Below are 20,596 nucleotides of genomic sequence, written 5' to 3'. Positions count from 1 at the left end.
CAGCCACCTCCAGGAGGACACGTATGGCTGGCAAGGCGTACATCGTCGGTGTCGGGATGACCCGGTTCGAGAAGCCCGAGACCCGTGACTGGCAGTACTGGGACATGGCGAAGGAGGCGGGCGGCACGGCGCTCGCGGACGCCGGGATCGGCTACGAGGTGGTCGAGCAGCTGCCGGTCGGCTACTGCTACCAGGCCTCGACGGCCGGCCAGCGCGCCGCCTACGAACTGGGCCTGACCGGCATCCCCGTCTACAACGTCAACAACAACTGCGCGACCGCCTCGACCGCGCTGATGATGGCCCGCCAATTCGTCGAGTCCGGCCTCAACGACTGTGTCCTGGCGCTGGGCTTCGAGAAGATGAAGCGGGGCGCGCTGGGCGGTGGCGCGGACGCCGGGGACTTCAGCACCTCGCCGGTGGCGCGCCACTACGGAGTGATGGCCGCCGCCCACGGCTTCGAGATGACCCCGCCCACCGCCCAGATCTTCGGCAACGCGGCCCGCGAGCACATGGAGCGCTACGGCACCACCGCCGAACAGCTCGCCGCCGTCGGCGCCAAGAACCACCGCCACTCGGCCCACAACCCGAACGCCCAGTTCCAGGACGTCTACACGGTCGAGGAGATCCTCGCCGCCAAGACCATCCACCGGCCGCTGACCAAGCTGCAGTGCTCGCCGACCTCCGACGGCGCGGCCGCGGCGGTGGTCGTCTCCGAGCGCTTCGTGCGGGAACACGGCCTGGCCGACCGGGCGGTGGAGATCGTCGCTCAGGCTATGACGACGGACACCGAGGAGAGCTTCGCGTCCGGGTCATGCATCGATGTCGTCGGCAAACCGATGTCCCGGGCGGCGGCCCGGCAGGTCTATGCGGCCGGCGGCCTCGGTATCGAGGACGTGGATGTCATCGAGCTGCACGACTGTTTCTCGGTCAACGAGCTGCTGACCTATGAGGCGTTGGGCATGTGCGCGGACGGGGAGTCGGGGAAGCTGGTCGCCGACGGCGCCACGACCTACGGCGGCCGCTGGGTGGTCAACCCCTCCGGCGGCCTGATCTCCAAGGGCCATCCGCTGGGCGCGACGGGGCTGGCGCAGGCCGCTGAGCTGGTCTGGCAGCTGCGCGGCACCGCGGGCGAACGTCAGGTCCCCGGCGCCCGGGTGGGCCTGGCACACAACATCGGCCTGGGCGGCGCCGCGGTGGTGACGCTGCTGCGCAGGTGAGCTTGGGGGGTGGGGGACGGGGACCGGTGGGGGCCTGATGGGCGCGGTAAACGGGGGCCGACGGTGAGACCTGATGGTCCCAGTAACTGGGCTCGGCCGGTCTCAATCAGACTCAACCGGGCTCAGCCGGTCTTGGCCAGACTGAGTCGAGCTCAGCCGGTCTCAGCCGGCCTCGGCCAGACTGAGCCGAGCTCAACCGGTCTCAGCCGGGCTCAGCCAGACCGAGCCGAGCTCAACCGGTCTCAGGCGGGCTCGGCCAGACTGAGCCGAGCTCAGCCGGTCTCAGCGGAGCTCAACCGGGCTGGGCCCGACGCCGCCGGTCCAGCCGATCGACGTTAACTTGCCCCCGGCAATGGGTAGTTGGCCCACTGGGGGTCATGCCGACCCCTAGGGGAACGCCTCGCCCACCCCCTAAGTCCCCACCCCGCCGCCCCGCCCCCCTGCGACATTCGGCCTAGGTCTCCCGTCAGGTGGCTCATGCAGCGATATACCGATGCAGGACTCAAGCGACGAATGCGAGCATGGTCGGCATGCCGCCGATAGCCACCCCCGCCACCCTGACCGAGAGCGCGCGCCGGAGGGCGGCCCCGCCGGCCTGGCTGGTGATGCTGTTGGTCTGCTCCGGGCAGTTCCTGGTCATCCTGGACGTCTCCGTCGTGAATGTGGCGCTGCCCGCCATGCGGACCGGTCTGGGCCTGAGCGAGCTGGGTCTGCAGTGGATCGTCAACGCCTACGTCATCACCTTCGCGGGCTTCATGCTGCTCGGTGGCCGGGCCGCCGACCTCTTCGGCCGTAAGCGGATCTTCGTCCTGGGGCTGGCGCTGTTCACGGTCGCGAGCCTGGGGGGCGGGCTGGCGCAGGAGCCCTGGCAGCTGATCGCGGCCCGTACGGTCCAGGGCATCGGCGCGGCCGTGCTCTCACCCGCCACCCTCACCATCCTGACCACGTCGTTCCCGGCAGGACCGGCCCGTACCCGCGCCATCGCCACCTGGACGGCGGTCGGCGCCGGCGGTGGCGCGGTGGGCGGTCTGGTGGGCGGGACGCTCACCGAATTCCTGTCGTGGCGCTGGGTGTTGCTGATCAATGTGCCGGTCGGGGCGCTGGTGCTGGGCGGCGCGGTGCTGTGGCTCACCGAGAGCCGGCAGGGGGCCGGACGGCGGCTCGATGTGCCCGGCGCGCTGCTGGTGACGGCCGGGCTCGGGCTGGTGGCCTACGGGATCGTGCAGACCGAGACGGACGGCTGGGCGTCGCTGTCCGCGCTGCTGCCGCTGGCCGCCGGGCTGGTCGTGGTCGCGGCCTTCCTCGCCGTCGAGGCGCGCGCCAAGGCGCCGCTGATGCCGCTGGGGCTCTTCCGGCTGCGCTCGGTCTCCTCGGCGAACGGGGCGATGGTGCTGGCCGGCGCCGCGATGTTCTCCATGTGGTACTTCCTGTCCCTCTATGTGCAGAACGTGCTGGGCTACCGGCCGCTGGAGGCAGGGCTCTCCTTCATCCCGCACTCGCTCTCCATCGTCCTGGGCTCAAAGATCGCGCCCCGGCTGATGAACCGACTGGGCGCCAAGCCGCTGGCCATCGCCGGTGCGGTGATGTCCGCGTGCGGCATGGTCTGGCAGGGCACGATGGACGTCGACGGCACCTACCTCGGCACGATCCTCGGACCCGGCATCCTGATGGCGCTGGGCGCGGGCCTGACCGCGACGCCGATCGCCTCCATCGCGACCTCGGGGGCCGACCCCGCCGACCAGGGCCTGGTCTCCGGCCTGATGAACACCTCCCGTCAAATGGGCGGCGCGCTGGGCCTGTCGGTCCTGTCCACCGTTGCCGCGGCCCGGATCGAGGCGGGCGACGGCCTGAAGGCCCTGGCGGACGGCTACGGACTGGCCTTCCAGGTCGGCTCGGTGGTCCTGCTCGGCAGCATCCTGCTGATGCTCGTCGCACTGCCGCAGCGACGGGCGGACGCCTCGCACGGCTGAGACGCGCCGGCAGGCCACGCCGCGGGCCGGGCCGCGGCCGGGCCGGGCGGGTGCGTGGGCGCCGGGCCGACACCCGCCGTGCCAGTGGGCACCTGGCTACCCCCCCGTCGCGCCCACGGGCGCCCGGCCGTCGCCCCGTCATGCGCTCTGCCCGCTCAGGCGCCGCGAGACGGACGGGACGTTGTGGACATGCCCTACAGCCAGCCGTTCTGCCGCGCCGCACGCACCGCTTCCATGCGGTTGCGGGTGCCGGTCTTGCCGATGGCCGCGGAGAGGTAGTTGCGGACGGTGGCCTGGGAGAGGTGGAGCCGGCCGGCGATATCGGCGACCGTGGCGCCGTCCACGGCGGCGGTCAGGACCTCGCGCTCCCGCTGGGTCAGCGGATTGGGGCCGGCGCTCAGTGCCGCCGCGGCGAGGCCGGGGTCGATGACCCGCTCGCCGGCCAGCACCCGGCGGATCGCCGCCGCAAGCTCCTCCACGGGGCCGTCCTTCACCAGGAAACCGGACGCTCCGGCCTCCATGGCGCGGCGCAGATAGCCGGGGCGGCCGAAGGTCGTCACTATCAGCACTTTGCACGACGGCAGTTGTTCGCGCAGATCGGCCGCGGCGTCCAGACCGCTGCGGCCGGGGAGTTCGATGTCCAGGAGGGCGATATCGGGACGGGCGTCGAGGGCGGCGGCGACGATCCTGTCGCCCGCCGCGACCTGCGCCACGACCTGCATATCCGCTTCCAGGTCGAGCAGCAGCGCCAGCGCGCCCCGCATCATTCCCTGGTCCTCCGCCAGCAGGACCTTGATCACCTGGTGCTCTCCTCCGCATCCGCCCTGTCGTCCGTGCCGACCGGGAGTTCGGCCGTGACCCGGAAGCCGTGCCGGCCGTCCGGGCCGCTGTGCAGTGTCCCGCCCGCCGCGGCCAGGCGCTCGGCCAGTCCCGTCAGCCCGGTGCCGCCGACCGGCCCCGACCGGCCGGGCAGAGCCGGACCGCCCGCGTCGCCGGTGTCGCCGGTGTCGTCCGTAGGGGACGGGCCGCCGGCGCCGTCCGCGGCGGATATGCCGTCCGCCTCCCGGCCGCCGTCCCCGTAGCCGCCGCCGCGGCCGGGGACACGGTCGCGGAGCCGGGCCGGGCCGGGGCCCGTGGCAGTGCCGGAATGCAGGGGGCCGCGGCCGTCGTCCGTGATCGTCAGCCGTACCCGTTCCTCGTCGGCGTGCACCGCGATCTCGCAGCGGGTGGCGCAGCTGTGCCGGACGGTGTTGGTGACGCCCTCGCGGACCACCCAGCCCAGCAGGGCGCCGGCCTGCGGGGGCAGCGGCGGCCCGGCCTGCCGTACGACGGGCTCGATACCGGCCGCCTCCAGGGCTGAACGGGCCCGGTCCAGCTCGGTGGTCAGACCGCCCTCGCGATAGCCGCTGACCGCCTCGCGGATCTCGGTCAGTGCCTGCCGGCCGACCGCCTCGATATCGGCGGCCTGGGCGAGCGCCGCGTCCAGATCGCGGGGTGCGAGTCTGCGGACCGCCTCGGCCTTGACGACCACTACGGACAGGGTGTGCCCCAGCAGGTCGTGCAGATCGCGGGAGAAGCGCAGCCGCTCCTTCTCGACGGCGCTGCGGGCCAGTTCCTGGCGGGTGGCGTTCAGCTTCTGGATGGCGTCGAACAGGCTCAGGACCGTGGCCGTCACCATGCCGGACAGGAAGGTGCCGTAACCGATGCCGAACGAGCCCCACGGGTCGTCGTCGTGCCAGCCGGCCAGAAATCCGGCCGCCCCGCTGAGCGCGATCAGCCAGATGGCGAGCTTTTTGCCGCGCAGCGCACGGACCGTGCCGGAGGCCAGCGACAGCAGCGGGAAGAACAGCAACCACTTGCCGCCGAACCCGATCGCGATGGCGAAGGTGATGGCGGTCAGTATCCCCAGGGCGTACAGGGGGCGGCGGGAGTCACGCAACCGCGGGTTGAACGAGGCCCAGACCACGCTGATGTAGAAGGAGTTGAAGGCGAGCAGACCGAGACCGGCCAGCCAGGGGTTGCCCGTCTTGCCCTGGATGATGTTGGAGATGGCGCCCATACCCATCAGCAGCCAGGGCAGGAAGGCGTACTTGCCCGGCCCGCTGTCGGGCTTCCTGCTGTCCGGCTTCCCGGCCGGCCGCCCGGGCCGGCAGGAGTCCTCGGTGCCGTCCGCGCCGCCGGGGCCCTTCTCGCCCGCGGTCCGTCGTTCCGTGTGCTGCACTGTCGCTTCCCAGGTCTGCGCCATCGCCGGTCACACCATGCGTGCGGCCCGACGGTACGCGTACACCGCGTATCCGCCGAAGAGTGCCAGCCAGACGGTCAGCACCGCCACTGCGGCCAGGCCCGGTGCGCTGTCGTGGGTGATGCTCCGGCCGAGTTCGGCGAAGCGGTTGCCCGGCGTCCACAAGGACAGTGAGCGCAGCCAGTCGGGGAACAGCTCGGGCGGGAACCACAGACCGCCGATGATCGACAGCAGCAGCACACAGCCCGTGTTGACCACGCCGGTGGACTGCGCGGACAGGCGGTAGCCGTTGCCGAGACCGAGCAGGGTGAACGGGGCGGTGCCGATCCACAGCAGCCCGGCCAGGGCGCCCCACTGCCAGGCCGGCATCCGGACGTCGTTGACCAGCGCGCCCACCAGCAGTACGGAGGCCAGGGCCGGCAGCACCGTCACCGAGCCGGTCAGCCCGCGGCCCACCACCACCCGCAGAGGGCTCAGCGGGGTGATGCGCAGCTGGCGCAGCCAGCCCAGCTGCTTGTCCTCGGCGACACCGGTGCCCGTGCCGATCGCCGCGTTCAGCGCGCCATATGCGGCCATGCCGACCATCGAAGCGATCTTCCACTCCGGGTCGGCGCCACCCGGCCCGACGCCGATGTTGGTCATCAGCAGATACATCAGCACCGGCATCCCGATACCGAAGATGACATAGCCCCGGTCGCGGAGGGTGCGGCGGACTTCGAGGCGGATGTAGTCGAGCATCACACGCTCTCCTTCGCGGTCCGGGCGCCGGCGGTGAATGCCGGGGCGGCGGGGGTGGCTTCGGCGGAGGTGAGCGCGAGGAACGCGTCCTCCAGGCTGGCGGGGGTGACCTGCAGCCCGCGGACGAGGCCGAGTTCGGCCAGGGCAAGGACCGTCGCGTCGGAGTCCGTCGTCCGCAGCAGTGCGCGGTCGCCGCGTATCTCCACGGCGCTCACACCGGGAAGCCCGGACAGCGGATCGGTGGCCGCGCCCGCGAGGTCGAAGGAGACCCGCGAGCCGCCTGCCCGCCGCTTGATCGCCTCGCCGCTGCCGTCGGCGACCACCCGGCCGCGGTCGATCACCACGATCCGGTCGGCGTGCTCGTCCGCCTCCTCCAGATAGTGGGTGGAGAACAGGATGGTGTGGCCCCGGCGGGCATAGGCCCGCATCGAGCGCCAGAAGGTGCGGCGCGCCTCGACGTCCAGCGCCGAGGTCGGCTCGTCCAGCACCAGCAGCTCGGGGTTGCCGGCCAGCGCCACCGCGAAGCGGACCCGCTGGGCCTGCCCGCCGGACAGCTTGTCCACCCGCCGCCCGCCGAACCCGTCGAGGCCCGCCAGTTCGAGTGCCTCGGCGACGTCCATGGGGTGGGGGTAGGTGGCGGCGACGAAGGTGATCAGTTCGCGGACGGTGACCCGCGGGATGGCCTTGCCGTCCTGCAGCATGGCGCCCACCTGGCCCGCCCGCACCGCCGACTCCGGTGCGTCGCCGAACAGCCGGACCGTTCCCGAGCTGGGCGGCAGCAGCCCCAGCAGGATGTTGAGGGTGGTGGATTTGCCCGCGCCGTTGCGTCCGAGCAGCGCCACCGTCTCGCCCGCCGCGATCTCCAGGTCCAGTCCGTCCACGGCCCGCACCGCGCCATAACTCCGTGTCACCCCGGAGAATCCCACCGCCGCGGCGTCACCAGCCCTTTCCGCTGTGCTGCCGGGCCTTGTCGTCCCTGCCATGCCCACTCCGCCTCTCGTCTGCATGCCTTCGACGTTACGGAGCGTGGCCGGGCCGCGGCAGATGCGAATGTCGACGATCCCCTCTGACAAATGTCATGGGTCCGCGCAACGAAAGTGGTGGGTCCGTGCAAAGAAGGTGGTGCGTCCGCCGCGGCGCAGGCCGACGCGCGTGGTGCGCGACGCACAGGGGCAGGGGCAGGGGCAGAGGCAGGGCCGCGGCCGGGGAGGGCCTCCGCCGTCCGTGCGACCCGTATCTGACAATGCGTCAGAGGGCTTCCGGGTGCCGGAAGGATCGGCTATACATGAGAGCCATCGGCTAGAACGCGTTCTAGAAGTGTGCCCTGTGCGCTGTCGGAGCGCGGCCGCGCCGACCAGATACGACCCCGGCACGGTCGACGGTGCGGACGGCCGGGCCGGGGTCTTCCCCTCGTGGTGAAGGAGCAAGCAGCCCCATGCCCATCGACGCCGCCAAGGCCACCTCCGCCGAGCCGCGGACCACCGAACTCGCCTGGGACCACAAGGACGTCCAGCTCTACCACCTCGGCATCGGCGCCGGTGCGGCCACTCCGGAGAAGACCCACCCCGCCACCGACCCGGACGAACTGCGCTACACCCTGGAGAGCGCCCTGCACGTCCTGCCCAGCTTCGCCACCGTCGCGGGCGGCGGGATGGCGCTGGCCGGCGGGCTCTCCGCACCCGGCATCGACGTCGACCTCGCCGCGGTCCTGCACGGCGGCCAGACCGTCACCGTGCACCGCCCCCTCCCGGTACGCGGCCGCGCCACCCAGACCTCGTCCGTGCCCGCCGTCCACGACAAGGGCAAGGCCGCCGTCATCGTGCTGCGCTCCGAGGTCGCCGACGACGACGGCCCCTTGTGGACCTGCGACACCCAGATCTTCGTTCGCGGCGAGGGCGGCTTCGGCGGCGACCGCGGCCCCTCCGCCCGCCTCGAACTCCCCGACCGCGCCCCCGATCTGACCACCGAACGCCATATCCGCGCGGACCAGGCGCTGCTCTACCGCCTCTCCGGCGACTGGAATCCGCTGCACGCGGACCCCGAGTTCGCCAAGCTCGCCGGGTTCGACCGGCCGATCCTGCACGGGCTGTGCACCTATGGGGTCACGCTCAAGGCCGTCGTCGACACGGTGCTCGGCGGCGATGTCGCACGGGTGCGGTCGTACACGACCCGTTTCGCCGGTGTGGTCTTCCCCGGGGAGACGCTGCGGATCCGGCAGTGGCAGGAGCCCGGCCGGGTCCAGGTGTCGGTCACCGCGGCCGACCGCGACGAGGCGCCGGTACTCGCGGACACCGTGGTGGAGCACAGCTAGGGCCGATCCCATAAACAGCCTTGCCGGTCCGGGCGGGGGCTGGAGTGTCGTCCGTACGAGAGGAGCCGTGACATGCGCGCAGCCGTACAGCACGAGACAGGGCAGGACAAGCTCGAAGTCCTCGACGACGTCGAGGCGGTGGGGTTTGGCCCCGGCAAGGTCAGAATGCGGATCCGGGCGACCGGGCTGTGCCACTCCGACCTCTCGGCGATGAACGGGGTGCTGCCCCAGCCCGCGCCCTTCGTCCCCGGTCACGAGGGCGCCGGTGAGATCCTCGACGTCGGCGACGGCGTCACCGGACTCGACCGGGGGGACCGCGTCCTGATGTGCTGGCTGCCCGCCTGCGGCAGCTGTCCGTCCTGCCGCCGCGGCCAGACCCATCTGTGCCTGGCCGGATTCATGAACGCCGGCACGCCCAACTTCCGGCGCCCCAACGGGGATGTCTTCGGCTTCGCCGGCACCGGCACCTTCGCCGAGGAGGTCGTGGTCGACGCCCACTGCGCGGTCCCGATTCCCGACGACGTCCCGTACGAGATCGCCGCGCTGATCGGCTGCGGTGTCACCACCGGGCTCGGCGCGGCGATCAACACCGCCAAGGTGACGGCTGCTTCCTCGGTCGCGGTCATCGGCTGCGGCGGCGTCGGCATCTCCGTCATCCAGGGCGCGAGGGCCTGCGGCGCGGCCCAGATCATCGCCGTCGACCCGGTGCCCGCACGCCGGGAGGCCGCGCTGCGCTTCGGCGCGACCGAGGCCGTCGCCCCGGAAGAGTTCGCCGACGCCAAGGCCCGGATCACCGCGGGGGAGGGCTTCGACTATGTCTTCGAGGTGGTCGGCAAGTCCGCCACCGCCCGGACCGCCTACGAGATGACCCGGCGCGGCGGCACCCTGTGTGTGGTCGGCGCGGGCGCCATGGACGACACCTTCCAGGTCAATATGTTCGAGCTCTTCTTCGACGAGAAGCGGATCCTGCCGTCCCTGTACGGCGGCGGCGATGCGCTGCGCTCCTACGAGCGGGCCATTGCCCTGTGGCGGGCCGGACGGATCGACCTCGAAGGCCTGATCACCCATCGCGTCCAGCTCGCGGAGATCAATGACGCGCTCGACCAGATGCGCTCCGGCACCTCGCTGCGCACCTGCATAGAGATCTGACGCCCACCGTTCACCCCTCGCACCGCACCGCACCGCACCGCGTGCCGCGACCACTGGAGAGGACAGGAATGGCACAGCCACTGGAGGGCCTGACCGCGATCGTCACCGGTGCCGGGCGCGGTCTGGGCCGCGCCGAGGCCCTCGAACTCGCCCGCCTCGGCGCCCAGGTCGTGGTCAACGACTACGGGCAGCCGGGCCGCGACGGTTCGGGGGAGGCCTCCGCGGCGCCCGCCGAGGACGTCGTCGCCGAGATCCGCGCCGCGGGCGGCACCGCCGTCGCCCACCTCGGTGATGTCGCCGACCACGCACAGGCCCGCGCCCTGGTGCACCTGGCGGTCGAGACCTACGGAAAGCTCGACATCCTGGTCAACAACGCGGGCATTCTGCGCGACCGGATGGTGTTCTCGATGACCGAGGACGAGTGGGACTCGGTCATCCGCGTGCATCTCAAAGGGCACTTCAACACCACCCACTTCGCCGCGGCGCACTGGCGCGAGCGTTCCAAGGCGGCCGGCGGCCCGGTCCACGGGCGGATCGTCAACACCTCCTCCGAGGCGTTCCTCGCGGGCTCGGCGGGCCAGCCCAACTACGCCGCGGCCAAGGGCGGCATCGTCGGCCTGACGACCTCCACGGCACTGGCACTGGGCAAATACGGGGTGACCGCCAACGCGATCTGCCCACGCGCCCGCACCCGTATGACCGAGGACGTCTTCGCAGGCTTCCAGGAGCCCACGGACGGCCGGCTCGACGCGCTCGCCCCCGAACATGTCGCACCGCTCGTCGGCTACCTCGCCTCGCCGGCCGCGGCCCGGGTCAACGGACAGCTGCTGGTCGTCCACGGCGGCATGGTCGCCATCGCCGAACGCCCGCGGATCGCCGCCAAGTTCGACACCGCGAAGGAGGTCTTCAGCTTCGACGAGCTCGATGATCTGCTGACGTCGTATTACGCGCAGCGCCCGGCGGAGGAGACCTTCGCGGCGGCCGAAGTGCTGGGCCTCAAACACGGCTGAACCGGCGCGGGCCCCGCATGCCGGAGGTCCCCGCACAACGGCTGAGGTCCCCACACATACGGCTGTGGCCGCCGCCCGCTGTCCAGCGGTGCGGCGGCCACGGCCTCTCACGCGGTCCGGCGGTCGGGGCGCGCCGGACCGGCGTCACGCGTCCTGCGTCTGCTTGTCCCGGCGGTGCCGGCCATGAGGGGTGGAGCCGGACTCCTCCGAGGCGGCCGGGCCACGGTGCCTGCCGGAGCTTGCGGCCGCGGCGGCCTGGGCGGACGCCTCCTGAGGGCGCGCCTGGGTCGTGTCGGTTCGGGCTTCGGACATGAAAAGAGTCACTCCGTCAGTTCGCTTACAGCTGTACGCGTCGGGACCTCGCCCGACGACCGCCACGGCTGCTCCCGAGCGGCACTGCCGGTGGCCGGTCAACCGGCTGCGCAGCCCCCGCCCGAAATTCTAACGGGGCCGGAAATCACGCTCCACCGGGTCTGGCGGGCCGCCAGAGGTGCCTCTTGCAAGGGAACTGGCCTGCACATTTGGGGATGTCCGGGGATGTGCTGCGGTTCCGCGTCCGTGGCTGAAGGTTGTGCAGATGCTGTGGAGCGGTTGTCGGCATCCCCTGCATCCGGGACAATCCCCCCGCCGCTCTCGGCGGCCTCCCCGGAGGGTGGCCCCTCCACTGCCTCCAGGGGCTCCAGGGGCTCCAGGGGCTCAAGGGGCTCCACCGGCGGTTGTGCCGGCCGTTGCTCCGGCCCAGCCGACCGATGCGGCCCCATCGGCCCCATCGGGCCCATCGGCTTCCCGGCCCCGGCCCATGTCGGCTCCACCTGCCCCGCAGTCCGCAGCGGCTCCACCTGCCTCACCGGCCCCATCGGGCCCACAACCCGCACCGGCTCCACCGCCCCCACCGGCTGCACGGGCAGCACCGCCCCCACCGGCTCCACCACCTCCCCCGGCACCCCTGGCACCCCCGGCACCCCCATCCGCGCCACCCCGCACGGCTCCGCCTCCGTCGCGTACGGCAGCAGCAGTTCGCCGTCCGCCGTCCACAGCCCGGTGCCCGGCAGCCAGCCCTCCGGTGCCGGGTACTGCCGCAACTGCCGCTCCGAGGGCCGCCAGACGCCCAGCCAGGTGCCGCTCGCCGCGGTCATCCGGAACGCCACCGCGCAGCTCTCCGGTGCCAGCATCTGCCCCGGTTGCACGGCGAAAGGCGTGAGTGTCCCGCCCGTGGGCCGCAGGCACTCCGGGAAGCGCACCGGCAGGCTGCTGCCCAGGACGCCCCAGCCCAGCCGGTCGTACCCCGGGGCGTCCGAGCGCAGGAGCAGCAGCCCGCTGTCCGGATCGGCCAGCAGCAGCCGGTCGTTGCTCTCCTCGGTGATCTGCAGCAGCAGGGCGGTCTCGCCGCCCCGCTCCAGGTCGACCACCACGGTCTTGGTCCGGCCGTCCAACTCCCGGTCCAGCGCCAGCAGTCGGCCGCCGCGGTCCAGCCATGCGCCGCCCGTGCAGCGGCCCGGGATCCGGGTGACCCGCTCCGGCCCGTTCGCCCCGCCGTGCACCCGCCACAGCGTGGTGTGGTCCGCCTCGGGCGCGAGGGCGTAGGCGAGGGTCCCGCCGGGGGCGGGCGGCAGCAGGGTCAGCCGGGGGGTGGCCACGGCGCCCAGTAGGAGTTCGCCGGTTCCGGGGCCCGCCGGGTAGAGCAGGGAGACGGCGAAGCGGTCGGCGACCCGGCGCAGGATCAGCACCCGTCCGTCCGTGAGCGGCAGCAGTGCGCTGTCCGGCTCCTCGGGCTGGGTGCCCTGCAGCGGTACGGCGTACGGCTCGGGGCCGCTCAGTGTCCAGCGCTCCGGGAACCAGCTTCCGGCGGCGTCGTCGTGCCGGGCGAGCCGGGCGGCGTACGAGCCGTCGGCGGCGATCGTCAGGCGCCCGGCGAGCGGGCCGGCCGGCGCCATGGTGTCCTCAGTGGCACAGATCGTCATCGAGTGGTCACCTCCAGTCGGCAACCGAAGCTAGTTTTCGTACTTCCGGCCGAACGCTGCAAGTTGTCGCACTTCACGCATAAGGGTGGCAGTTGTCCGGTTCGCCGGTGCCCGGCGGGGTGGTTGTGCTCCGGAGGTCCGCCCCGGGCCGGTCACGGCGGGCCCGAGTGGGCTCACGCGGTGCGGGCCCGGGCTCCCCGGAGGGGAGGGCGGCGGGGGAGAGGACCGGAGGACCCGACGCCATGTCACAGCCGGGAGGTAACCTTCCACCCGTGCCCGTACTGTCTGAAGTCCTCACCGCGCTCGACGCCCTCTGGCCCCCCGAGCGGGCCGAAGGGTGGGACGCCGTCGGCACGGTCTGCGGAGATCCCGGCGCCGAGGTCCGCCGTGTGCTGTTCGCCGTCGACCCGGTCCAGGAAATCGTCGACGAGGCGGTGAAGCTCGGCGCCGACCTCCTCGTCACCCACCATCCGCTCTATCTGCGCGGTACGACGACGGTCGCGGCCTCGACCTTCAAGGGCAGGGTCGTCCACACCCTCATCAAGCACGACATCGCCCTGCATGTCGCGCACACCAACGCCGACACCGCCGACCCCGGTGTCTCCGACGCCCTGGCCGGCGCCCTGGACCTGCGCATCGTCGGCCCCCTGGTCCCGGACCCGAGCGATCCGGCGGGCCGCCGCGGCCTGGGCCGGATCTGTGAGCTGCCGCATCCGATGACGCTGGCCGAGCTCGCCGCCCACGCCGCCGAGCGGCTGCCCGCCACCGCGCAGGGCATCCGGGCGGCCGGCGACCCGGACCGCGAGATCCGGACCCTCGCCGTCTCCGGCGGCTCCGGCGACAGCCTCTTCGACGACGTACGGGCGGCCGGTGTGGATGCGTTCCTCACCGCCGATCTGCGCCACCACCCAGCCTCCGAGGCCACCCAGAAGAGCCCGCTGGCGCTGCTCGACGCCGCCCACTGGGCCACCGAATGGCCGTGGTGCGAGCAGGCCGCGGCCCAGCTCGACGCGGTCTCCGACCGGCACGACTGGGGACTGCGTACGCATGTCTCCCGTACGGTCACCGATCCCTGGACCGCCCACGCGGCGTCCACCCGACTCGTCACCCCGACGCACACCACAGGAGCCCCACGCTGAACGCCGCGCCCGCCGACCAGATCCGCCTCCTCGACGTCCAGGCCCTGGACGTGAGGCTCACCCAGCTCGCCCACCGGGGCAACAACCTCCCCGAGCTGGCCGAGCTGCAGACCCTGGAGGCCGACCTCATCCAGCAGCGCGACCTGCTCGTCGCCGCGCAGACCGAGGAGAGCGACACCAGCCGCGAGCAGACCAAGGCCGAACAGGACGTGGACCAGGTGCGCCAGCGCGCCGCCCGCGACCAGAAGCGCCTCGACTCCGGTGCCGTCACCTCCCCCAAGGACCTGGAGAACCTCCAGCGCGAACTGACCTCGCTGGCCAAGCGCCAGGCCGACCTGGAGGACGTCGTCCTGGAGGTCATGGAGCGCCGGGAGGCCGCCCAGGAGCGGGTCACCGAGCTCACCGCCCGGGCCGAGGCCATCCAGGCCAAGGTCGACGACGCCACCACGCGCCGGGACGCCGCCTACGCCGAGATCGACGCCGAGCGCGCGACGGTCTCCAAGGAGCGCGAGCTGACCGTCGCCGACATCCCGGCCGATCTGCTCAAGCTCTACGACAAGATCCGCGCCAAGGAGGGCGGCGTCGGCGCGGCCCGCCTCTACCAGCGCCGCTGCGAGGGCTGCCGGCTGGAGCTGAACATCACCGAGGTCAACGACGTGCGCGCGGCCGCCGCCGACGCCGTCCTGCGCTGCGAGAACTGCAGCCGCATCCTGGTCCGCACGCCCGACTCGGGTCTGTAGGCCGTGGCACGCACGCTGATCGTCGAGGCGGACGGTGGCTCCCGGGGCAACCCGGGGCCGGCCGGCTACGGCGCGGTCGTCCTGGACCCGGAGACCGGCGAGGCGCTGGCCGAGGCCGCCGAGTTCATCGGCACCGCGACCAACAACGTCGCCGAGTACAAGGGGCTGGTGGCCGGTCTGCGGGCGGCGCACGCCCTCGATCCGCAGGCGTGCGTCCGGGTGCGGATGGACTCCAAGCTCGTCGTCGAGCAGATGTCCGGGCGCTGGAAGATCAAGCACCCGGACATGAAGCCGCTGGCCGCCGAGGCCCGGTCGGTCTTCCCGCCCGACCGGGTGACCTACGAGTGGATCCCCCGCGCGCAGAACAAGCACGCCGACCGGCTCGCCAACGAGGCGATGGACGCCGGGAAGATCGGCAAGCAGTGGGAGCCGCGCGACTCCAGGGCGGCGCTCGCCACCGCCGCAGCCCCCGCCCGCAGCGCCGCCGCCCGGGCCGCCGATGAGGCCGCCGAGTCGGCGGAGGCGGCGGACGCGGCCCCGAGTGCCCCGCCGGCCGGCTGGGGCGCCCCCGACCTCGGTCCGCCCGCGACCTTCGTCCTGCTGCGGCACGGCGAGACCGCGCTGACGCCCGAGAAGCGGTTCTCGGGCAGCGGCGGCACCGACCCCGAGCTGTCCGCCGCCGGGCGCCGCCAGGCCGAGGCGACCGCCGCCGCGCTCGCCGCCCGGGGCACGATCCAGGCCGTCGTCAGCTCCCCGCTGCGGCGCTGCCGGGAGACCGCCGAGGCGGTCGCGGCCCGGCTCGGCCTGGAGGTCCGTATCGAGGAGGGCCTGCGCGAGACCGACTTCGGGGCATGGGAGGGGCTGACCTTCGCCGAGGTGCGCGAGCGCTTCCCCGAGGACCTCGACGCCTGGCTCGGCTCCGCCAGGGTGGCGCCCACGGGAGGCGGCGAGTCCTTCGCGGCGGTCGCCCGCCGGGTCGCCGTCGCCCGCGACAAGCTCCTCGCCCGGTACGCGGGCAGGACGGTGCTGCTGGTCACGCATGTGACACCGGTCAAGACGCTGGTCCGGCTGGCGCTGGGCGCCCCGCCGGAGTCGCTGTTCCGGATGGAGCTCTCCGCGGCATCGCTCTCCGCGGTCGCCTACTTCTCCGACGGCAACGCCTCGGTGCGGCTGCTGAACGACACCTCACATCTGCGGTAGCGGGCGTCCCGTATGCCCGCACATCTGCGGTAGCGGGGCGTCCCGTACGCCCGCCGCGTCTCCGCCGTACGCGTAGGGCCCGGCACCTCGGACGACCGAGGCGCCGGGCCCTTTCGCGTACGTACCGCCGTCAGGCCGCCAATGCCGCCGCCTCCTGGGCGAGTTGGCGCACCCGGTCCCAGTCCTTCGCGGCCAGCGCGTCGGCCGGCAGCATCCAGGTGCCGCCGACGCAGCCGACGTTGGGCAGCGCCAGATAGGACGGCGCCGACGCCAGGCCGATCCCGCCGGTCGGGCAGAAGCGGGCCTGGGGGAGGGGCGAGGCCAGCGAGTGGAGGTAGGGGGTGCCGCCCGCCGCCTCCGCCGGGAAGAACTTCATCTCGGTGACGCCCTCGTCCAGCAGGGTCACCACCTCCGAAACCGTCGAGACGCCCGGCAGGAACGGCACCCCGGAGTCCTTCATCGCGCCCAGCAGCCGCGGCGACCAGCCGGGGCTCACCAGGAAGCGGGAGCCGGCCGCGAGGGCGGCCTCGACCTGCCCGGGGGCGAGCAGGGTGCCCGCGCCGATCACCGCTTCGGGGACTTCCTCGGAGACGGCCCGGATCGCTTCCAGCGCCGCGGGCGTCCGCAGGGTCACCTCGATCGCGGGCAGTCCGCCCGCGACGAGCGCACGGGCGAGCGGTACGGCGTCGTCGGCGTCGTGCAGCACGACGACCGGGATGACGGGGGCGAGCCCGAGAACCGAGGGGGAGGAGGGCGCGGGGGAGGAGGCGGCGCTGGTCACGCCGCCCATAGTGCGCCCGGCCGCCCACTCTCCGCAACGACCGTTGCACATGCTGCAACGGGGTGGTTATGGCTCCCTGAACGCGGCCAGGCCCCGCCTACAGCTCCGTCACGATCACATCGACCGCCCACGCCTTGCCGCCCTTCGCGGGGGCCTGCGCCTCCACCGCGTAACCCAGCTCCCGCAGCGCCGCCACCAGCTCCGCCGGACCGTCCGGATCGAGCCCCGCCGACAGCAGATCCCGCACCAGCCGCCCCTTCGTCGCCTTGTTGAAGTGGCTGACCACCGACCGCTTCTCCACCCCGGCCACGATCTTCGACTGCAGCACCCGCACCGTCGCGGTCCGCCCCGCCACCTCACCCTTGGGCTTCCACGCCGTCGCATACGCCGCCGACCGCAGATCCAGCACCAGGCCCTCCCCGGCGGCCTCCGGCAGCACCTCCGCCATCGGCGCCCGCCAGTACGCGCCCAGCGCACCGAGCCCCGGCAGCTTCACCCCCATCGAGCAGCGGTACGACGGAATCCGGTCACCGATCCGTACCGCGCCCCACAGCCCCGAGAACACCAGCAGCGACCGCTCGGCCCGCTGCCGCGCCGCCGCGTCCAGCGACGCCAGGCCGAGCGCGTCGTAGAGCACCCCGGTGTAGATCTCCCCGGCCGGCCGGGTCCCCGCCGTCCGCAGCCCCGCGTTCTTGGCGATCTCGCCCTTGAGGCCCTCGCTGAGCCCGAGCACCTCCTGGGCCTTGGTCTCGTCCGCCGCGCACAGCTCGACGAGCTCCTCCAGCACCGTCTCGCGCGCCGCGGTCAGCCCCGGCAGCGACAGCGCACCGGTGTCCAGCGGAGCCCCGGCCTCCGCGGAGGCCTTCCCTTCGGACGGCGGCAACAGCACGAGCACGGTGTTTCTCCTTCACGGCGGTACGGGCGGGGGTGCGGCCCCGGAAAAGCGTAGAGCCTGCGGCGGCCGGGCGAGACCGGCCGGGCCCCGGCCAGGGGCGGCACCGTACGGCGCGCCGGGAGCGGCCGCCCGCCATACGCTCGGTGTCATGCCCCGTCTCCATATGCATGTGACCGACGCAGCCGAGGCCCCGCTGCGTGTCGCGCTGCATGAGCTGCGCGGCCGGCTGGAGATCCCGGACCACTTCCCGCCCACGGCACAGGCCGAGGCGGAGAGCGCGGCCCGCGCCCCGCGGATCCCCGCCGCCGACGGTGCCGTGGCGACCGAGCACACCCTGGAGGACGCCACCGACCTGCCCCTCTTCACCATCGATCCGCCCGGCTCCCTCGATCTCGACCAGGCGATGTTCCTGTCCCGCCGCCCGGCGCCGCGCGGGTCGAAGGCCAGGGGCGGCTACCGCGTCCACTACGCCATCGCCGATGCCGCCTCCTTCGTGACCCCCGGCGGGGCCCTGGACGCCGAGGCGCACCACCGTGTGACGACCCTCTACTTCCCCGACGAGCGGGTCCCGCTGCACCCGTACGTGCTCAGCGAGGGCGCCGCCAGCCTGCTGCCCGACCGGGACCGCCCGGCCGTCCTGTGGCAGCTCGACCTCGACGCGGACGGCGACCTGACCGGCACCTCCGTACGCCGCGCCCTGGTCCGCTCGCGCGCCAAGCTGGACTACGCGGGCGTCCAGCGGATCCTCGACGACGACACGGCCGAGGAGCCCCTCGCCCTGCTGCGCGAGATCGGACAGCTGCGGGAGGAGCGGGAGGTCGCCCGGGGCGCGATATCCCTGAACGTCCCCGAGCAGGAGATCGTCGAGCAGGACGGCTGCTACACCCTCGAATACCGCGCCCCCCTCCCGGCCTACGCCTGGAACGCGCAGATCTCCCTGCTCACCGGCATGGCCGCGGCCGAGCTGATGCTGGCCTCCGGCACCGGCATCCTCCGTACGCTGCCGACCGCCCCGGACGGCTCGGTCGCCCGGCTCCGGCTGACCGCCCGTGCGCTCGGCGTCGACTGGCCCCACCACACCTCGTACGCGGCGCTGATCCGCACCCTCGACCCGCGTCGCGCCACCCACGCCGCCTTCCTCCAGGAGTGCACCGCCCTGCTGCGCGGCGCCGGCTACACCGTCTTCGACGGCACGGCGCCCCCTGCCGCCGAGGCCCTGCACGCCGCCGTCGCCGCCCCCTACGCGCACGCCACCGCGCCGCTGCGGCGCCTGGTCGACCGCTACACCTCCGAGCTGTGCCTGGCCGCCTCGGCCGGCGCCGCACCGCCCGACTGGGTCCGCACCGCGCTGCCCGCGCTGCCCCGGGAGATGGAGCTGGGCACCCAGCGCGCCAACCAGGTGGAGCGGGCCTGCGTCGACCTCGTCGAGGCGGCGCTGCTGCGCGACCGGGTCGGCGAGATCTTCGAGGCGCTGGTCGTCGAGATCCAGGAGAAGGACCCCACCCACGGCACCGTCCACCTCTACGACCCGGCCGTCATCGGCACCGTCGAAACCGCCCCGGAAGGTCCCGCGCTGCCCCTCGGCCACCGCATCCCGGTCCGCCTCGCCGAGGCCGAACCGGGCCACCACCCGGTCCGCTTCACCCCTGCCTGACCGGGGCCCCGCCCGCTTCCGGCACCGCATCCCCGTCCGGCACCGCATCCCCTTGCGGCGTCCCTCCCCGTGCCGCCATCGCTGCCCGTACGGCCGCCACCGCCGCCCGCGCCTCATCGGCGTGGAAGCGCACCGTACGGAGGGTCTCCCGCTGCCCCAACAGCCGGACGGCCACCACCGGTTCGGACAGCTCGACGGTGACCGAGGTCTGCCCCCCGACCGCCAGCTCGGCCACGTCGCCGTTCTTGTCCCGCTCCTTGGTGAACCGGAGGTCGTAGCGCACGGAGGCGATCCGCTCCAGCGGAATCCGTATCTCCCGGCGCGCGCCGTCCCGCAGCCGCAGCACCTCCGCCCCCAGCACATGCGGCCGGGTCACCGCCGCCGCCTGGAGCCCCAGGACCGTCAGCACCGTGTAGACATCGACGAACAGCATCACCTCGTGCACCACCGCCTTACCGGCCAGCAGCACACCGAGCCCGACCGTCTCCACCACACACGCGAACGTCAGCCCGTAGACGAGCGCCGCCTGCGCCCCCGCATACCCCAGGGCCCGCTCACCCGGCGCCACCCCGATCCGCCGCCGGGCCACCCACCAGCCCAGGCTCACCATCCACCGCCCCTCATGGGCGGCCAGCCGGCGCAGCGCGGTACCCCGGCTCATCGCGCACGCTCCGCGACCAGCTGGATCGCCCGGCGTACGGCCCGGGCCTGGGCGGGCGCGAAGTGCCCGTAGTACGCCGCCAGGAAACCGCCGTCCACCTCGGCGCCCGGCCCGGCCGCCCGCTCCCACTGCTCCCTGTCGACCTCCGCGATCACCGCGTCCGGAATGCAGTCGGCGAGCGCCCGCGCGGCCTCTTCCACCCGCGGATCGTCCGTCCCGGCCTCCACCAGCGCATCGAGCAACCCGTACACCTCGTACGTCCGCTCGATCGCCCCCGGCGCCGTGGCCATCTCCCCGATCAGCTCCACCATCCGCTTGTTCCCCTCCTCCCCTCCCATCGACTCCAGCAGCGCCAGCACCTCCCGCTCCTTCGACGCCATGGCGGACTCGGGGCCCGGCCGTGCGGCCGAGGTACGCGCCATCTCCGCGAACAGCGCCGCCAGTTCGTCCGACACGGGGCCCTCGGCAGCCAGCCCGCCGTGCTCCTCGGCCTGCCGCCGCACGGCGGCCAGCCGCGCCCGCCGCGCCCGCAGCTCCTCTTCCTGACGGGCCAGATCCGCATCCAGCTCGTCCAGCACCTCGTGCAGCTCACGCCCCGCGTCGTCGGCCAGGACGTCCCGCACCTCGTCCAGCCCGAGCCCCAGCTCCGTCAGCCGCCGCACCCGCGCGAGCGCCACCGCGTCCCGCAGCCCGTAGTCCCGGTAGCCATTGGCACGCCGCTCCGGCTCGGGCAGCAGCCCCAGATGGTGGTAGTGGCGCACGGCACGGGTGCTGACACCGATCAGACCTGCAAGCTCACCGATTCTCATGCGCTCAGTAGAAACGTTGCCGCTGCGACAAGGTCAAGCACGCTTCCGCCGGGCACGGGCACGGGCGGCGGGCGGAAGCGTGGGCGCGGGAACGGGCCTGGCCGGGGCAGCTGCTCCCG

Annotated in this window: 19 protein-coding genes; 9 read left to right on the top strand and 10 right to left on the bottom strand. The window is 73.1% G+C overall.

Annotated elements, in window-relative coordinates; translation table 11 throughout:
• The first annotated feature begins 23 nt into the window (after window positions 1–23).
• Window positions 24–1,217 carry a lipid-transfer protein gene (locus NUT86_RS13000; RefSeq protein ID WP_159488427.1) on the top strand — a complete coding sequence of 398 codons (1,194 nt, stop codon included), beginning with the start codon at window positions 24–26 and terminating at the stop codon, window positions 1,215–1,217.
• 521 nt (window positions 1,218–1,738) lie between these two features.
• Window positions 1,739–3,187 (top strand): MFS transporter, encoded by a 1,449-nt coding sequence (locus tag NUT86_RS12995; RefSeq protein ID WP_093647604.1) that lies wholly within the window; start codon window positions 1,739–1,741, stop codon window positions 3,185–3,187.
• Window positions 3,188–3,381: 194 nt separating this feature from the next.
• Here NUT86_RS12995 and NUT86_RS12990 read toward each other — a convergent pair whose 3' ends face one another.
• The 4 genes from NUT86_RS12990 to NUT86_RS12975 are packed head-to-tail and all read right to left on the bottom strand — an operon-like array spanning window position 3,382 to window position 7,150.
• Window positions 3,382–3,987, bottom strand: coding sequence for a response regulator transcription factor (locus NUT86_RS12990; protein ID WP_018093316.1), 606 nt, complete (start codon window positions 3,985–3,987; stop codon window positions 3,382–3,384).
• A complete protein-coding gene (locus NUT86_RS12985; RefSeq protein ID WP_274735275.1) occupies window positions 3,984–5,432 on the bottom strand; it encodes a histidine kinase in 1,449 nt (482 codons plus the stop codon). Before NUT86_RS12985 ends, NUT86_RS12990 begins: the two co-directional genes overlap by 4 nt.
• A gap of 6 nt (window positions 5,433–5,438) precedes the next feature.
• Window positions 5,439–6,167: an ABC transporter permease gene (locus NUT86_RS12980; RefSeq protein WP_093647608.1), complete on the bottom strand. Its 729-nt coding sequence runs from the start codon at window positions 6,165–6,167 to the stop codon at window positions 5,439–5,441.
• The gene (locus NUT86_RS12975; RefSeq protein WP_274735273.1) at window positions 6,167–7,150 is read right to left on the bottom strand and encodes an ABC transporter ATP-binding protein; all 984 of its coding nucleotides are present in this window, start codon (window positions 7,148–7,150) and stop codon (window positions 6,167–6,169) included. Before NUT86_RS12975 ends, NUT86_RS12980 begins: the two co-directional genes overlap by 1 nt.
• A 452-nt stretch (window positions 7,151–7,602) precedes the next feature.
• Between NUT86_RS12975 and NUT86_RS12970 the strand changes: the two genes are divergently transcribed.
• From NUT86_RS12970 to NUT86_RS12960, 3 genes are all read left to right on the top strand, one after another.
• Complete coding sequence (locus NUT86_RS12970) at window positions 7,603–8,478, top strand: MaoC/PaaZ C-terminal domain-containing protein (RefSeq protein ID WP_109889361.1); 876 nt, start codon at window positions 7,603–7,605, stop codon at window positions 8,476–8,478.
• Between the two features lie 72 nt (window positions 8,479–8,550).
• Entirely contained in the window at window positions 8,551–9,627 is a 1,077-nt protein-coding gene (locus tag NUT86_RS12965) for a Zn-dependent alcohol dehydrogenase (RefSeq protein WP_093647613.1), read from the top strand.
• A 68-nt stretch (window positions 9,628–9,695) separates the two neighbouring features.
• A complete protein-coding gene (locus NUT86_RS12960; RefSeq protein ID WP_274735269.1) occupies window positions 9,696–10,637 on the top strand; it encodes a 3-oxoacyl-ACP reductase in 942 nt (313 codons plus the stop codon).
• A gap of 144 nt (window positions 10,638–10,781) precedes the next feature.
• Here the strand turns inward: NUT86_RS12960 and NUT86_RS12955 are convergent, their stop codons facing one another.
• Both NUT86_RS12955 and NUT86_RS40640 read right to left on the bottom strand, forming a co-directional pair.
• On the bottom strand, window positions 10,782–10,949 hold the full coding sequence (locus NUT86_RS12955) for a hypothetical protein (RefSeq protein ID WP_018093309.1): 168 nt from the start codon (window positions 10,947–10,949) through the stop codon (window positions 10,782–10,784).
• Between the two features lie 98 nt (window positions 10,950–11,047).
• A complete protein-coding gene (locus NUT86_RS40640) occupies window positions 11,048–12,598 on the bottom strand; it encodes a hypothetical protein (protein WP_446750761.1) in 1,551 nt (516 codons plus the stop codon).
• Window positions 12,599–12,870: 272 nt separating this feature from the next.
• Here NUT86_RS40640 and NUT86_RS12945 point away from each other — a divergent pair, with 272 nt between their 5' ends.
• Genes NUT86_RS12945 through NUT86_RS12935 form a run of 3 tightly spaced genes read left to right on the top strand, consistent with a single transcriptional unit; the run spans window position 12,871 to window position 15,677 of the window.
• A complete protein-coding gene (locus NUT86_RS12945) occupies window positions 12,871–13,737 on the top strand; it encodes a Nif3-like dinuclear metal center hexameric protein (protein WP_274735267.1) in 867 nt (288 codons plus the stop codon).
• Window positions 13,734–14,477, top strand: a complete 744-nt coding sequence (locus NUT86_RS12940; RefSeq protein ID WP_190076390.1) for a zinc ribbon domain-containing protein — start codon at window positions 13,734–13,736, stop codon at window positions 14,475–14,477. Before NUT86_RS12945 ends, NUT86_RS12940 begins: the two co-directional genes overlap by 4 nt.
• Window positions 14,478–14,480: 3 nt before the next feature.
• Window positions 14,481–15,677: a bifunctional RNase H/acid phosphatase gene (locus NUT86_RS12935; RefSeq protein WP_159488435.1), complete on the top strand. Its 1,197-nt coding sequence runs from the start codon at window positions 14,481–14,483 to the stop codon at window positions 15,675–15,677.
• A gap of 130 nt (window positions 15,678–15,807) precedes the next feature.
• Here the strand turns inward: NUT86_RS12935 and eda are convergent, their stop codons facing one another.
• Window positions 15,808–16,467, bottom strand: a complete 660-nt coding sequence (gene eda, locus NUT86_RS12930) for a bifunctional 4-hydroxy-2-oxoglutarate aldolase/2-dehydro-3-deoxy-phosphogluconate aldolase (protein ID WP_159488436.1) — start codon at window positions 16,465–16,467, stop codon at window positions 15,808–15,810.
• A gap of 88 nt (window positions 16,468–16,555) precedes the next feature.
• On the bottom strand, window positions 16,556–17,353 hold the full coding sequence (gene yaaA / locus NUT86_RS12925; protein ID WP_274735265.1) for a peroxide stress protein YaaA: 798 nt from the start codon (window positions 17,351–17,353) through the stop codon (window positions 16,556–16,558).
• Window positions 17,354–17,501: 148 nt separating this feature from the next.
• On the opposite strand from yaaA, the gene NUT86_RS12920 reads away from it, so the two are divergent.
• Entirely contained in the window at window positions 17,502–19,007 is a 1,506-nt protein-coding gene (locus NUT86_RS12920; RefSeq protein ID WP_159488437.1) for an RNB domain-containing ribonuclease, read from the top strand.
• Here NUT86_RS12920 and NUT86_RS12915 read toward each other — a convergent pair.
• Window positions 18,994–19,668, bottom strand: a complete 675-nt coding sequence (locus NUT86_RS12915; protein WP_274735262.1) for a hypothetical protein — start codon at window positions 19,666–19,668, stop codon at window positions 18,994–18,996. The genes NUT86_RS12920 and NUT86_RS12915 overlap by 14 nt on opposite strands.
• Complete coding sequence (locus NUT86_RS12910; protein ID WP_274735260.1) at window positions 19,665–20,477, bottom strand: MerR family transcriptional regulator; 813 nt, start codon at window positions 20,475–20,477, stop codon at window positions 19,665–19,667. Before NUT86_RS12910 ends, NUT86_RS12915 begins: the two co-directional genes overlap by 4 nt.
• Between the last annotated feature and the right edge of the window lie 119 nt (window positions 20,478–20,596).

It is taken from the genome of Streptomyces sp. G7(2002) (assembly GCF_028870195.1).
GTDB classification, from domain to species: Bacteria; Actinomycetota; Actinomycetes; order Streptomycetales; family Streptomycetaceae; genus Streptomyces; species Streptomyces nigrescens.
This window is presented reverse-complemented; position numbering and strand designations above follow the sequence as displayed.